This window comes from Micromonospora sp. LZ34, assembly GCF_052981855.1.
This window is the reverse complement of sequence record NZ_JBRIQN010000013.1, coordinates 1-13147: the sequence shown is the minus strand read 5'-3', so window position 1 is coordinate 13147 and position 13147 is coordinate 1. Positions and strand designations below refer to the sequence as shown.

The 13147-nt window shown below is 71.7% G+C and carries 11 protein-coding genes; 6 read left to right on the top strand and 5 right to left on the bottom strand.

Translation table 11 applies throughout. From position 1 onward, the window contains the following. Nucleotides 1-192 precede the first annotated feature (192 nt). Nucleotides 193-1251 carry an ArsR/SmtB family transcription factor gene (locus ACVCAH_RS16250; RefSeq protein WP_447136969.1) on the top strand — a complete coding sequence of 353 codons (1059 nt, stop codon included), beginning with the start codon at nucleotides 193-195 and terminating at the stop codon, nucleotides 1249-1251. Here ACVCAH_RS16250 and ACVCAH_RS16245 read toward each other — a convergent pair. Together ACVCAH_RS16245 and ACVCAH_RS16240 are read right to left on the bottom strand one after the other, a co-directional pair. After that, nucleotides 1207-1518 carry a hypothetical protein gene (locus ACVCAH_RS16245; RefSeq protein WP_447136968.1) on the bottom strand — a complete coding sequence of 104 codons (312 nt, stop codon included), beginning with the start codon at nucleotides 1516-1518 and terminating at the stop codon, nucleotides 1207-1209. The two genes, ACVCAH_RS16250 and ACVCAH_RS16245, sit on opposite strands and share 45 nt — an antisense overlap. Nucleotides 1519-1531: 13 nt before the next feature. After that, on the bottom strand, nucleotides 1532-2500 hold the full coding sequence (locus ACVCAH_RS16240) for a TrmB family transcriptional regulator (RefSeq protein ID WP_447136967.1): 969 nt from the start codon (nucleotides 2498-2500) through the stop codon (nucleotides 1532-1534). A gap of 119 nt (nucleotides 2501-2619) precedes the next feature. On the opposite strand from ACVCAH_RS16240, the gene ACVCAH_RS16235 reads away from it, so the two are divergent. After that, nucleotides 2620-6354: a S8 family serine peptidase gene (locus tag ACVCAH_RS16235; RefSeq protein WP_447136966.1), complete on the top strand. Its 3735-nt coding sequence runs from the start codon at nucleotides 2620-2622 to the stop codon at nucleotides 6352-6354. A 27-nt stretch (nucleotides 6355-6381) separates the two neighbouring features. Here the strand turns inward: ACVCAH_RS16235 and ACVCAH_RS16230 are convergent, their stop codons facing one another. Next, a complete protein-coding gene (locus ACVCAH_RS16230; RefSeq protein ID WP_447136965.1) occupies nucleotides 6382-6636 on the bottom strand; it encodes an aromatic-ring hydroxylase C-terminal domain-containing protein in 255 nt (84 codons plus the stop codon). Between the two features lie 231 nt (nucleotides 6637-6867). Between ACVCAH_RS16230 and ACVCAH_RS16225 the strand changes: the two genes are divergently transcribed. Further along, nucleotides 6868-7320 carry a ribosomal maturation YjgA family protein gene (locus tag ACVCAH_RS16225; protein WP_447136964.1) on the top strand — a complete coding sequence of 151 codons (453 nt, stop codon included), beginning with the start codon at nucleotides 6868-6870 and terminating at the stop codon, nucleotides 7318-7320. A gap of 246 nt (nucleotides 7321-7566) precedes the next feature. Here the strand turns inward: ACVCAH_RS16225 and ACVCAH_RS16220 are convergent, their stop codons facing one another. Beyond that, entirely contained in the window at nucleotides 7567-8667 is a 1101-nt protein-coding gene (locus ACVCAH_RS16220; protein ID WP_447136963.1) for a hypothetical protein, read from the bottom strand. Nucleotides 8668-9016: 349 nt separating this feature from the next. On the opposite strand from ACVCAH_RS16220, the gene ACVCAH_RS16215 reads away from it, so the two are divergent. Then, complete coding sequence (locus ACVCAH_RS16215; RefSeq protein WP_447136962.1) at nucleotides 9017-9688, top strand: hypothetical protein; 672 nt, start codon at nucleotides 9017-9019, stop codon at nucleotides 9686-9688. A 344-nt stretch (nucleotides 9689-10032) separates the two neighbouring features. Here the strand turns inward: ACVCAH_RS16215 and ACVCAH_RS16210 are convergent, their stop codons facing one another. Next, nucleotides 10033-10452, bottom strand: coding sequence for an ASCH domain-containing protein (locus tag ACVCAH_RS16210; protein WP_447136961.1), 420 nt, complete (start codon nucleotides 10450-10452; stop codon nucleotides 10033-10035). Between the two features lie 535 nt (nucleotides 10453-10987). On the opposite strand from ACVCAH_RS16210, the gene ACVCAH_RS16205 reads away from it, so the two are divergent. Both ACVCAH_RS16205 and ACVCAH_RS16200 read left to right on the top strand, forming a co-directional pair. Further along, nucleotides 10988-11428, top strand: coding sequence for a VOC family protein (locus ACVCAH_RS16205; RefSeq protein WP_447136960.1), 441 nt, complete (start codon nucleotides 10988-10990; stop codon nucleotides 11426-11428). Between the two features lie 181 nt (nucleotides 11429-11609). After that, complete coding sequence (locus ACVCAH_RS16200) at nucleotides 11610-12902, top strand: phospholipase D-like domain-containing protein (RefSeq protein ID WP_447136959.1); 1293 nt, start codon at nucleotides 11610-11612, stop codon at nucleotides 12900-12902. Nucleotides 12903-13147: the final 245 nt, after the last annotated feature.

Genomic DNA, 13147 nt, shown 5'->3' with positions numbered 1-13147 from the left:
AGAGACTGTCGCTGGCGCTGGACTCCTCGGCCCGCCTCGTCGAGCTTGGGTCAGAGTGAGGCACGGGGCCATTGATTCGAGGTCCCTGTAATTGTCACGGGTGGTGCCCGCCCGCGACGGCGGTTCACGCCCGGCCGCGGGACGTGGCTCTCGACGCCGCACGCCGGCCCGCCACTGAGGCAGACTGGCCGCGTGGTGCTGCGCATTGCGATGACCGCTGACACTTTGGGCCGGTCGAGGTTCGCGGCCTCCCCGGTGCACGAGGTGATCGACACCGTACGGCTGCGCGAGCACCACCCGGCGCCCCATGCCCGCATCTGGTACCTGCGCGCCAAGGAGCGGATGCCCAGGCGACTCCGGGAGGTCCTCGAAGCGCTCGTGCCGATCGACCACGGCTACAGCCCGGACTTCCTGAGCCCGGTGCCGACGCGCGGGACATCTGTCGAGGCGATGGTCGAACAGATCGCGAGCACGGCCCCCGAGGTGGTCGACCACCATCTCGACATCGGGCTACGCGGCCGGACGGTCCGCAGCGACGTCGCGGGAATGTTCGCCACCCGCACCGAGTACGAGCAGTGGCGACGGCCTGCCCCGGCGGTGCTGGACGACCTGGTGAGGCGTGGGCCCCGGGTGGTGGCGGCCGTGGCCGCCGAGGCGATCGGGACCTTCTTCGACGTCGCCGTGCGGGAGGACTGGCCAGCGGTCCGCGGCGTGCTGGACGCGGACATCCGACGCCGCGGCGACCTGTCGGCCGCCCGCGGTGCGGTGGCGATGCTCGAATCGCTGGGGCCCGGGCTGTCCTGGCAGGAATCCGGCATCTCGCTCGATCGGCGATACGACGGCACCATCGACTGGGCGCACGACGGGCTGCTGCTGGTACCGACCACCGCGCATGTCGGCCCGGTGCAGGTCGCGGCCGAGCGCCCGCTGACGCCGATGCTGGTGTACCGAGCCGACGACATCGCCCGGTTGTGGGTGCGGCGCCGCGACGACCCGTCACGTGCCGTGGCGGACCTGATCGGCGGCACCCGGGCGGCGCTGCTCACCGCCCTGACCGAGCCGAGGTCGACCGGAGAGCTCAGCCGGGAACTGCACTGGACCGAGCCCACCGTGTCGTATCACCTGCGGGTTCTCCTGGCCGCCGGGCTCGTGGACCGCAACCGGCGCGGACGCCGGGTCCTGTACCAGCGCACGCCCCTGGGGTCGTCACTGCTCGCCGCGCCGAAGAACGCCAGCGTCGCCCGCCGCTGACCGACCCAGGTGTGCAGCTGCGGCGACCAAGGATCGCTGGCGTCGGCAGCGGGCCGGGGCCAGCGAGGCCGAGGGCGTGGGCAGGACCAGCTCCAGCAGATCGTCCAGGCGGATCAGGATCAGCGCACCGAGCGATCCGGCTGCCACGCCGACCAGCACACCGGCCACCGCGAGCGGATGCATCCGCGCGACCGCGACCGTCACCAGGGCGGCCGCGGCCACCGCCAGCTGGAGTGCGTTGCGCACGACGTGCCGCCGAGCGTCCATAGAAGACGGCGAGTCAAAGCCAGCCGCGGTCGCGGGCCTGCCACCCCAGCTGCATCCGCGACCGCGAGTTGGTCAGCTCCATGAGGTGCTGCACCCGGCGGACCACCGTGCGGCGGCTCACGCCCAGCCGCGCGCTGACCGCCTCGTCGGTCAGGCCGGCGACGAGCAGGGACAGCAGGTGCCGGTCGGCGGCGGAGACCGCCGCGGCGGCGGCGAGGTCGGCGGAGTCGGCCACGGACAGGGGCGTGGCCTGGTTCCAGACGGTCTCGAAGAGCGCGATCAACGCGTCGAGCAGGCCACACGGGTGCACCAGCAACGCCGCGTCGTGCGCCGCCTGCGTCCACGCCAGCGGCAGCAGGGCCAGCTCCCGATCGGCGACGGCGAGCTTGGTCGGTAGGCCGTGCGCCAGTCGCGCTTGCTCGCCCTCCTGGACATGGACGACGACGCTCGCCACGAAGCCGGGGTCGGTCAGGGCATCCACGTCGTACACCGCCCGGTAGGTGATCCCGGCGGCCTGTCGTTCGAGCTGCTGCCGGTTGACGTCCTTCGGCACCGCGTACGGCGGCGCGACCAGCACCCGCATCTGCTGACGGGCGGTACGTTGCAACCGGTCGAAGGCCTGCGCGACCGCCGCCCGGCCGGACACGATCTCGATCAGCTCCTCGGTACGCCGATTGCTGGCCCGGCTGCGCGCCTCCTGCGCGAGGCGGTGGGCGGCCGCCCGTACGCCCTCCAGCTCCTCCTGGCGGCGGCGGACCTGCTGTTCCACCGCCAGCTCCGGGGGGACCGGAACAACCCGCTCCTCGGGGGCCGGGGTGTGGTGCACGAAGCCCTTGCGTTGCAGGGAGAGCACCGCGCGGCGCACCTGGGCGGGGGTGAGTCCGGTCCGGGTGGTCAGCTGTGTCAGCGTCGCACCGCCCTGGCGGACCAGTGCGAGGTAGGCCGCCTCCTCCGCCGCGCTCAGCCCCGCCGGTCCAAGCACGATCGTCCTCCCTGGCGCATCTGGGCCATGTCACAGCTGCGCTGACTCTAGATCCTTTACCGGCCCGCTGACGAGGTGTGACGCTGCCTGCCGTACGGCCGGCACGTCGAAGGGGCCTCGTGTTCAGCTCGTTACGCAAAGTGCTCGCCGCGGCGATGGCCGCGGTCACCGTGGTCGCCGCGGCGTCATCAGCCGCGACGGCCTTCGCCGCTGACGCAGATGCGCCAACCACTGCCCCCGGCTCGGTCTACACCGTCACGCTGATCAACGGTGATGTCGTCCGGCTCACCCGGTTCGCCGACGGCCGGCAGGAGGCGACCATCGACGACCGGGGCAGACCCGCCCGGCACGGCTTCCGACTGTCCCACCGCGACGGTGACGTCTACGTGGTGCCGGACGAGGCGGTACGGTACGTATCCGCCGGCCTGCTGGACGAGGCGCTGTTCAACGTCACGGACCTCGTCGCCGAGGGCTACCACGACGCGGCCAGCTCGACCCTTCCGCTGCTCGTGGCCGGGGTGCCCGCCACCGCCGGCGCCCGGGCAGCGGTTCCGGACACCCCGCCCGGCGCCACCCGGACCCGGGTACTGCCCAGCATCGGCGCGGTCGCGGTCACCGGCCGCAAGACGCAGGCGCGGGCACTCTGGACGGCGCTGACCACCGGGCCGCGTACCCTCGCCGCCGGCGAACGAAGGGTCTGGCTGGACCGGCGGGTCCGCGCCGACCTGGTCGACAGCGTGCCCCAGATCGGCGCGCCGTCCGCGTGGCAGGCCGGATACGACGGGCGGGGCGTCACCGTGGCGGTGCTCGACAGCGGCTACGACCCCACCCACCCCGACCTCGCCGGCCGGGTGGCCGCCACCGCCGACTTCACCACCGAGGGCGGTGCGGCGGTCGACCGGTTCGGGCACGGCACGCACGTCGCCGCGACCGTCGCCGGTAGCGGAAAGGCCGGCCGCGCCGGTGGCAGGGGCGTGGCCCCGGGCGCCCGGCTGCTGGTCGGCAAGGTCCTCGACGACTCCGGCTCCGGCGACCTCTCCTGGATCATCGCCGGCATGGAGTGGGCGGTACGCCAGGGCGCCCGGGTGGTCAACCTCAGCCTCGGCGCGCCGTCGTACGGCGGCCCGGACCCGGTCAGCGAGGCCGTCGACGCGCTGAGCGCCAGCTCGGACACGCTCTTCGTGGTCAGCGCCGGCAACTCCGGCCCCGGGCCGCAGACCGTCGGCACGCCCGGCATCGCCACCGCCGCACTGACCGTGGGCGCGGTGTCCAAGCAGGACGCCCTCGCGGACTTCTCCAGCCAGGGCCCGCGCCTCGACGACGGCGCGGTCAAGCCCGAGATCACCGCACCGGGTGTCGGGATCGTGGCGGCCCGGGCAGCGGGCACCTCGCTCGGCCAGCTCGTCGACCAGTCCTACACCGCGATGTCCGGCACCTCCATGGCGGCACCGCACGTGGCCGGCGCGGCCGCGCTGCTCGCCCAGGCCCATCCCGACTGGCGGCCCGAACAGCTCAAGGCCGCGCTGGTCAGCAACGCCGAGCCGGTCGGCACGGCGCCGGTCTGGGCGCAGGGCGTCGGCCGGATGGACGTCCCGGCGGCGCTGGGCCAGACCGTCCAGGTCGACACCGCCAACGTCGTACTCGGGCAGGTCCCGGCCGGGTCCGACCCGCGCAGCGCCGACGTGGTGTACCGCAACACCGGCCGAAATCCCGTCACCCTCGACCTGGCCGTGGCCGCCACCGACACCGGCGCCACCGGCCGGGCTGCCGCGCTGACCGTCACGCCGGCCCGGCTGACCATCGCCGCCGGTGGGCGGGCGACGGCAACCGTACGTCTGGACACCGCGGCCACCAGGCCGAACCAGTACGCCGGGGTGCTCACCGCGACCGCTGCCGGACTACGGCTGCGGACCCCGGTCGGCCTCAGCGTGACGCCGCCGGCGCACACCCTCACCATCGCGGCGACCAACCGCGACGGTCGCCCGGCCACCGGATTCCCCGACCGGGCGGAGCTGTGGAACCTGGACACGGGCGCGCAGTACTACGGCTTCTTCGCCGACGGCCGGGCGACCGTGGAGCTGCCCGCCGGCCGGTACTCGCTGATGGCGCTCGTGCACAGCCTGGACGCCAGCGGCACCGAGAAGGACGTCACCGTGGCCGGCGACCCGGAGCTGCTCGTCGACGCGGACCGCACCGTGCACCTCGACGCGCGCGCCGGCAACGAGATCCGCATGGACGTCGCGGACCCGACCGTGATCGGCCGCGGCGCCATCTCGTGGCAGCGCACCGCCGGGAGCCGGTCGAACCTGTCCGGCTGGGCGTTCAACCCGTGGAACGTCCGGCGGGTCTACGCGGTACCAACCCGGCCGGTCGCCACCGGCACATTCCAGTTCTTCAGCCGGTGGGACCTGCGCGCCCCCGAGCTGACCGCCGAGGTGACCGGCGCCGGCGGTTTCCGCCTGACCCGCCCGCTGCCGCTGGAGTACGCGCCGGTGCTCGACGGCACCCGCACGCTGCCGCTGGTCGACGGCGGCGACGGCCGGCCGGCCGGGCTGGGCGCCGCCCGCGGCGCGGCGCTGCTGCTGCGGTACGTCGGCGACGAGGCGGTCGCGGAGCAGCTGCGGGCCGCGGCCGCGGCCGGTGCCGTGGTGGTGCTCTTCGCCCCCGACGGGCCCGGGAAGATCTACCCGAGCGGCCACGGTTCACCGGTACCGGCCTACCAGGTCGAGTACGCCGACGCCCAGCGGCTGCGCGAGCGGTTGGCGGCCGGGACGGTGACGGTCAACCTGACCGGCGCGCCGCACAGCCCCTACCACTACGACCTGCTGCTGGCCGAGTCGGACCGGATCCCGGCCGACCTGCACTACACCGCGAAGGAGCTGGCGCTGGCCACCGTGGACAGCGAGTTCCACCAGCACGCGCCGGAGATGCGCGCGCTGGACTCGAGGGCCGGCTACCCGGACGGGGTGACCGTCGCGTTCGGCTTCAACCGGTCGCTGACCGCTGGGCAGCGGCGTACCGACCACGTCAACACCGGCGGGGTGCTCTGGCGCGCTCAGGCCACGGCCGAGGGCGAGAACCGGCAGGGGACCCAGGGCACCATGTACGGTCCGCTGCGGGCGTACCGGCCCGGTGAGCGGACGCGGGAGGTGTGGTTCCCGGCCCTGACCCGGCCCGCCGTCCCGGCGGGTGCGCCTAACTACCCGTACGGGACACCGGTCAACCGGTGGCACGACACCATCCGGGTTGCCGTGCCGCAGTACGCCGACGGCGCCGTCACGGCGTACGGCTGGATCGACGGCGGCTCCGACCGGGCCCGGTTGACGCTGCGCTGCGGCGACCAACTCGTCGGCACCACCACTGGGTCGTCGCAGCAGTTCACGGTCGGCCCGGGCAACCGGACCTACCGCCTGACCCTGGACGTCACTCGCGACCGGTTCCCGGAACGGGTCTGGTGGACCACCTCGACCGCGACCTCCACCACGTGGACGTTCCGCTCCGGGCGGCCCAGGGGCGAGAAGCCGCAGGTGCTCGCGCTGCCGCAGCTCCACTACGACATCCGGACCGACCTGTCCAACGCGGTCCGCGCGGATCAGCCGTACCCGCTGTCGCTCACCCCGGGCTACCAGCCGGGCGCGACCGGGCCCGGCCGGTTCGAGGTCACGGTGTGGGTGTCGTACGACGACGGCGCCCACTGGCGGAAGGCGCCCGCCCGAGGCACCGGAAAGGTGACGGCGACCATGCCGGCGGCGCCGGCGGACGCGCGGTTCGCCACCGTCCGGGTCATCGCCACCGACCGCGCCGGCAACCGCATCGACCAGACCATCACCCGGGCCTGGAAGGTGCTGCCCTGACCTCACCCGTCGGACGGGCCGGCCGCGTCACCGCGGCGGTGCGGGCCCGACCGGCACCGTGGACAGCGTTGCTCCGGTCGCCGTCCACGGCCGGCGGTGCCGGGCGACCCCACCCTCGTCGCCCGGCACCGCCCACCCGTCCGACATCGTCGGATCCTGCCGCCGCCGCTTCGGTGGGCGGCGCCGAACCGCCGTGGTAGCTGGGGTGAACAGGTCCTGCTGGTCGTCACCGGCCCACGCCACGTGGCCGTCCGGCCGCAGCAGCACGGCGGGGGCGTCCATTCCTCGCTGACGTCGATGACGTGGTCGACCCGGTCCGACCAGCCCGCCACCGACAGCTGCCCGGTCTGGTCGATCAGCAGTCCGCGGCCGCCGCGCGTCAGCGCGTAGCGGCGCCACCGCTTCGGCCGCACGTCCCGCATCCGCCGGCCGAGCAGGTCGTGGCCTTCGCCGAAGTCGTAGCGGACCGGCATCGCGCTGGACCCGTACCGTGGGGTGGCTACCATCGGGAGAATGTCGATCACGGCCCGTACGGTGCGGCTGCTCATGCCGGTGGCCGCGCTGTTGTTCCTGGGCCTCGCACTGCTGATCCGCGTCGTTGACGACGGGGCACTGCGGCAGTACTCGGGCACCGCGCTGTACGCGTCGATGGTCTGGGCCGGGGTGCTGTTCCTGTGGCCGCGGATGGCGCCGGTGCCGGCCGGGACGGTCGCCACCGTGTTCTGCTGGGTAGTGGAGTGCGCGCAGCTGACCGGGGTGCCGGCCGAGCTGTCGGCGCGGAGCGTGGCGGCGAGGCTGGCGCTGGGTGTGCAGTTCGACCCCGTCGACCTGGCCTGGTACCCGGCTGGCGTGGCTCCCCTGATGGTGCTGCACCACCTGATCCGCGCCCGGGCCCGCCCCACGCCGCCACCGCCGCGCGACGTCGTCCCCCCACCGGCGGCCCTCCCAGTCGACACCCGCCCGTAGCTGCCATCGGAGCTGACCGGCAAGGTCACTCGTAGCAGGAGCATCGCCCTTCCCAGGCACCAGGCCGTCCGGCGACGACAAGCATCGCCTGGCTGACCGCTTCGGCACCCAGCTGCAGGAAGCCGCCGGCCAGGTCAAGCAGACTGGAGATGAGGGGAGGCCGCAGGCCCGGTAGACGCGGAGACGCCCAGCGGGGCCGGGCGCAGCCGGTGACCAGGATTGTCGTCTCGGCGGCGAGTGATGCGACTACTCGATGATGTGGAGCGCGCCTTCGGCGAGCACGTGCGCCGCCTTGATCTCGTCGGGCACACCGGGAGCCTCCAGCCACTCCGGCTCGAGCCGATCGGCCCAGCCGACGATCTCCGTCGCGAGTGCAAGCGCCCCCTCGTTGCGGCCGTGCACGAGCTCCAGGGCGAGCCGCAGGTACGCACCTTGCTGCGTCCCGTCGAGTTCGGCGGCCAGGGCGGAGATCCGGTCGGCGGCCCGCACTCCGCAGCCGGGATGTTGCGCTGCGAGGACGGCGAGCACGAACCGGATGCCCTGCGGCTCGGCGTCCCACCGGTCCAGCAGCACCGGAACCTGGTCGCCGACGGTCCGGAAGACCTCCTCCGTCCAGGCGCCCGGCTGGAGCGGCTCCCCCTCGTCTCGGGCGAGCTCGGCGAACCCGACCAGGTTGTCATTGCGGCGGCCACCGGCAACCATCAGCCACAGGTAGAGATCGCGACGCTGCCGCGCCGGCACCACGTCCGCGACGATCAGGTCAGTCAGGAACGGCAGCGCCGGGGCCGTTGCCTCGTAGCAGTCGCCCTGGTGCAGCAGGTTGTCGCCGAACAGCTCGTCGAGGACGCCGTCCCATTCCTGCGTCCCGCCCGCCAGCTCGCGCAGCAGGTCGGGCACGTCGTCGGCGCAGCCGTGCGCGTGCTTCAGATCGGCCCACGGCACGTCGTCGAGTCCGGTCAGCTCCACCGTCCCGGGCGCGGAGGTGTCTGGCGGGAGCGCCAAGGGTTCCAGGGGCGGCGCCGGGACGACGGTGACTTCCGGGACCGGTGGACGCGCCTTGGTGCCGATCACCTCGATCGGCGCGGTCCAGGTGCGATGCTCGGCGATCCGGCTGACGTCGAACCGGCTGCCACCACTGGGCCTCCCGCCGTGCGCCCGCGCGATCGCCGCCGCTTCGCGGCTCACCGCCTCGATCTGCCGGTGGCCCACGGTGTCGACCGGATAGGGGCCCTCGTCGAGCGCCATCACCAGCCAGCCGCCGTCCGGGTGCGGCCGGGCGAGGACGCGCGGGAAGCCGTACGCCACGAGTTCCTCAGCGGACGCCTGTGCGGCTGCCTCATCCGGCACGACGAAATCGTGCATTCCCGCCATCGCGCTCCAGCCCGCCACGTGCACGTCTCCGTCCCTGCCGCCGCATCTCCCTGCCAGCCTCCCAGATCGACCGTCCCGGCAGCCCGGCGGCCTCCGACGCCTCGAAAAGGATGAATCCCACGACCGCGTTCGACGCACCGCTCTACAAGGCGACACCGGCTCCCGCCATCCCGGACGGGGCAAGGAATCCCGACCCTCCCGCTGTCGCAGCGAGCCTCGGACCTGGCGGCGGCACCGGTCGCATGTCGTCAATCCGTCGTTGCCTCCGACTGGAGCCCTCCGTAGCGTCGCGGCTACAGATCCAGGCTAAGCGGAAGGAGCCCTCGTGACCGAACTCGTCGCTCCGCAGCTCGTCGTCGACAGCAGGATGATCTACTTCGGCTGGACACCGGCCGACCCCGAGGCCGTGGCCGCCCTGGTGCCCGAAGGGCTCAAGCCGACGCCGAACCGCCAGGTCTTCATGAACCAGTACGTCGTCGACGACCCGGGACAGACCTCCGGCTTCGGCGCCTACTCGCTCACCTATCTCGGACCCGACCTGTCCGGCGTCGACGCCCCCGACGGGGTCACCCCTGGTCGCTGGTGGACGCACTACTTCAACTCCAGCCCGGTGGTCCGCGAGTACGCCGCCGCCCGAGGCGTGCCCGCCACCGCGGGAACCACCAGCATCGAGGTGAGGGGTCACCGGTTGGTCGCCACCACCGAGGCGGACGGCGTACCGGTGATCAGGACGACGGCCCGCGTCGGCCGCACCGGCGACACGGTGAACCGGGGACAACTCCGCTACCTCACCGAACTGAACGGCAAGCTGGTCAGCGGGAACTATCCCTTCGTGGCGGCCCCGGTCGACCCCTTCGAGGTGGAGTCACTGGAGTTCCTGGAACCCGACCACCCGGTCTACGCCCTACGTCCCGCCGAGCCGCTGGAGGTCGTGTGGGGCTTCTACTCGCCGCGTTCGTCATTCGCCTACCCGGGTGGCGAGACGGTGCTCGACTGAGCGGATTCTCGAGGCTTCGTCAAGCTTCCGGTGGACTCCGGACAGCACCGGCGCGACCAGAGAGGCAGGCTGAAGCCTGAGGAACCTGGCGTAGACCTACCGCCGAGGGCCCCTGGCTCCAATCGCCTTGACCCCTCGCTTTCAAGCTCTGGGTACCGCGTCGGGACCTGTCCGCGAACGGTCGCAGGCTCGGAGCCGGGTCCGTCCCAGCGCCCGTCAGCATGTCGTGTCCGGCGTCGTTGCCCTCAGCGTCGCTGTCGGCAGTTCGTTCCGCCGCCAGCCCCAGCCGACTGCCGGTTGTCTCGCGATGTCGGTGATGCGAGGCGGAAGGCCGTGAGCGAGGCTCAGACGGTGTGCACCAGGCGGAAACGCTGGGCCAGCACCAGGGTGTCGTCGTCGACGGTGAAACCTGGATCGCCCAGCTCCGCGCGCACTTCCGCGCTGTGCCAGAACGTCTCGTGCCCGACGCGCCACTGCGCCACCGACTCATCCCCCTCGCCCTCGTCGATGGCGTGTTGCAGGTCGACATCGGCGAGCCGGACCACCCGCACCTCGGTCAGCTCGATCACCGCGACCCGCCGATCATCGGAGTCCACCACCGCCGATCGCTGGCCAACCTCAGGCAGCGGCTCGTTCGCGCGCTCGTATCCGGCCAGCAGGGCTGACGTCGAAGTTTTCGCGCCGGAAAGGATCGCCGCCACCAACTTGTCCCGCAGCGGCCCCGGAAACGCGAACTCCGCACGCGGAAGACCATCAACGTCCATGCCGGGAAGGGTACGCGGACCGGCCAGCCGTGACTGACCCCTCGCTCAGAAGCCGCTTTCAGCGGAAGTCGTAGTGCCGAGTAACGTCCACTGCGTTCCGGCCCGAGTCGACAACCGATCACAGTCGTGGGGCTCGACCGCTGCCGTCGATGTCAACGACTGATGCCACGGTCACTTCGACTCGCTGTTGCGTCGGCGAAGCGCCGCCACGGCATGTCCAGCCGTGCCGTCAGGGTGGGCAGTAGTCAAGACGGCTGAGGCCGGCAAGGGTGACGCGACCCCCGTAGCCGCCGCAAACGCCCACCTGCTGGCGATGTTCGCTTGGGGCGTGGATGGTCTAGGCGTCGACCGGTGCGTATGTGCGAGCCGGACCCGGCGCGCTGCTTGAGGAGCCAGAGCAGATGCGCGGCCAGGTCGCGGCCGCGTCAAGAGGTTCCCGGAGAAGATGGTGCAAAGGATGTCGAAGACGGCCGGGCGGCTCCGTCTCAGGGGCGGATGCGGCCACCGTGGCCGTACCACATCAAGGAGACCCAGAATGACGATCCAGCGGATGGACAACGTCCTCATCGTTGTCGACAACCTTGACGCTGCTATTTCGTTCTTCGTTGAACTCGGCATGGAGCTGGAGGGCAAGGCGCCAATCGAGGGACGTTGGGTGGAGCGTGTCATCGGGATCGACGACGTCCGGCAGGACGTCGCAATGCTGCGGACCCCGGACGGCCACGGCCGAATCGAGCTGGCGATGTTCCACACGCCGAGGGCGATCAGCGCCGAGCCGAAGGATGCACCGGCTAACACGCTGGGCATCCGTCGCATCATGTTCGCTGTGGACGACATCGATGACGTTGTTGCCCGCCTGCGCACCCACGGCGCCGAACTCGTCGGCGAGGTGGCGCAGTACGAGGACATCTATCGGCTCTGCTACGTCCGCGGCCCGGAGGGCATCATCGTCGGGCTGGCCGAACAGCTCAGCTGAAAGGCCGCCCAAGGGACCCTGCACCCAAAGAACCCTCCCGCGCACCCGCGCCCGGGAAGCGGCAATGGGCACAGCGTGCAGGCCGCGGGCCGGTCGTGGCCCCTTCCCGACCCGGCACGTCGAGGGGTAGCCCGCCGGCCGACACCGGTGAGAGCATCCATACATGCAGACTCGTAAATTTATGCCACGACTCGCGACCCGTTCGGCATTGGTCTTCATGACCGTCCTCGCCGCCAGCGGCGTCCCCGCTCTGCTCCCCGCGCCGGCCAGCGCCGCCGAGCCCGACCCGGTGCTGAACAAACCAGTGTTCAGCCGGCCGCTCGGCTCGGTAGGCGAGCAGAACGCAATCGTCATGCAGCTGGCCCGGATCATCGACCGGGTCCCAGCGGGCGAGGAGATCCAGATGTCGTGGTTCCACTTCTCATTCTCGGATGTGACGGACTCGGCCACCACCCCGGACATCCCCGGTCGCCTCATCCGGGCGCACCAACGGGGCGTCCGGGTGAAGATCATCCTCGACCAGTCCTCGGCGACCGGGCGCCCGTCCCAACGGCTGCAACCGGTCCTCGGCTCAACCGACACCGCCGGCTCGTACATCGTGCACTGCGCGGACCGGTTTCCCAGCCAGGACCGCGGCTGCATCGGCACCCGGGCGATCAACTACACCGACTCAACGGTCACCGCGTACAACCACAACAAGTTCCTGACCGCCTCGAAGGTCGTGCTCGACACCGGGGCGATCGTGTCCAACGTCGTCTTCCAAGGCTCGGCGAACCTGACGTGGTGGGACGCGAACGAGGCGTACAACAACGGGGTGACGTTCAGCGACGTCACCACGTACAACGCTTACCGGACGTACTTCGCGGACCTGCGCTCCCACCGGTACAGCTCCACCGGCGACAACGACTACTACTGGGTGACGCCGACCGGCAGCACCTACAAGGCGCACTTCTTCCCCCGCCGGGAACGGTCCGGCCAGCCGGTCTCCGACCCCGCCACCGACACCGTGGTCAGCATCCTGAACGCGGTGACCTCGTGCAGCTACGACGACGCGGGCACCCGTCGGCAAACCGATATCCGGGTCAACATGTACTCGTTCACCCGACCCGAGGTGGCCAAGCGCCTCACCGCGCTGCGCAACGCCGGCTGCTGGGTCGACGTCGTCTACACCGAGGCGAACACCGCGGTACTCGACGCGCTGGGCAGCACCATCCAGCTCACCAGGTGCAACTTCAACGTCGGCCCCGGGCTGGACATCCGCACCCACAACAAGTACATGCTGATCGACGGCGCCTACGACGACGACATCGTGCCACGGGTCTTCACCGGCAGTCACAACTACGCCGTCTCGGCCCTTCGGCAGGCCGACGAGACCCTGCTGCGGATCATGGGACGCGGCATGCACGACGACTACCTGCGCGACTTCTGGCACGTCCGGGACACCTGCCGAGCCCACGGCGGAGCCGTCCGCTGAGCGTGACCTTGCTCGCACGGCGCCGCGACCAACTGGGCGCGCTCACGGACGCCGCGCCTCATCAGCGGCAGATCCGGACGATCCCTCAGTGAAGAGCGCCGCAAACGCCTCGGCTGGCCGCCGATTCGATCAGGAATCGAGAAGCACCCTGGGTTTCGGCAGTCCTAGTACGGCAGCCGCCAATTGCTAGCTGACCAGGGCGTAGTCCCGGTTCAGCCGTGTGCGTTGGTGGAACCAGCGTGCGC

Coding starts and splice junctions, on each gene's coding strand:
- ACVCAH_RS16245 (WP_447136968.1), bottom strand. CDS start 1,518: ATGGACGCTCGGCGGCACGTCGTGCGCAACGCACTCCAGCTGGCGGTG.
- ACVCAH_RS16230 (WP_447136965.1), bottom strand. CDS start 6,636: ATGGACGCCCCCGCCGTGCTGCTGCGGCCGGACGGCCACGTGGCGTGG.
- ACVCAH_RS16225 (WP_447136964.1), top strand. CDS start 6,868: ATGTCGATCACGGCCCGTACGGTGCGGCTGCTCATGCCGGTGGCCGCG.
- ACVCAH_RS16210 (WP_447136961.1), bottom strand. CDS start 10,452: ATGGACGTTGATGGTCTTCCGCGTGCGGAGTTCGCGTTTCCGGGGCCG.
- ACVCAH_RS16205 (WP_447136960.1), top strand. CDS start 10,988: ATGACGATCCAGCGGATGGACAACGTCCTCATCGTTGTCGACAACCTT.
- ACVCAH_RS16200 (WP_447136959.1), top strand. CDS start 11,610: ATGCCACGACTCGCGACCCGTTCGGCATTGGTCTTCATGACCGTCCTC.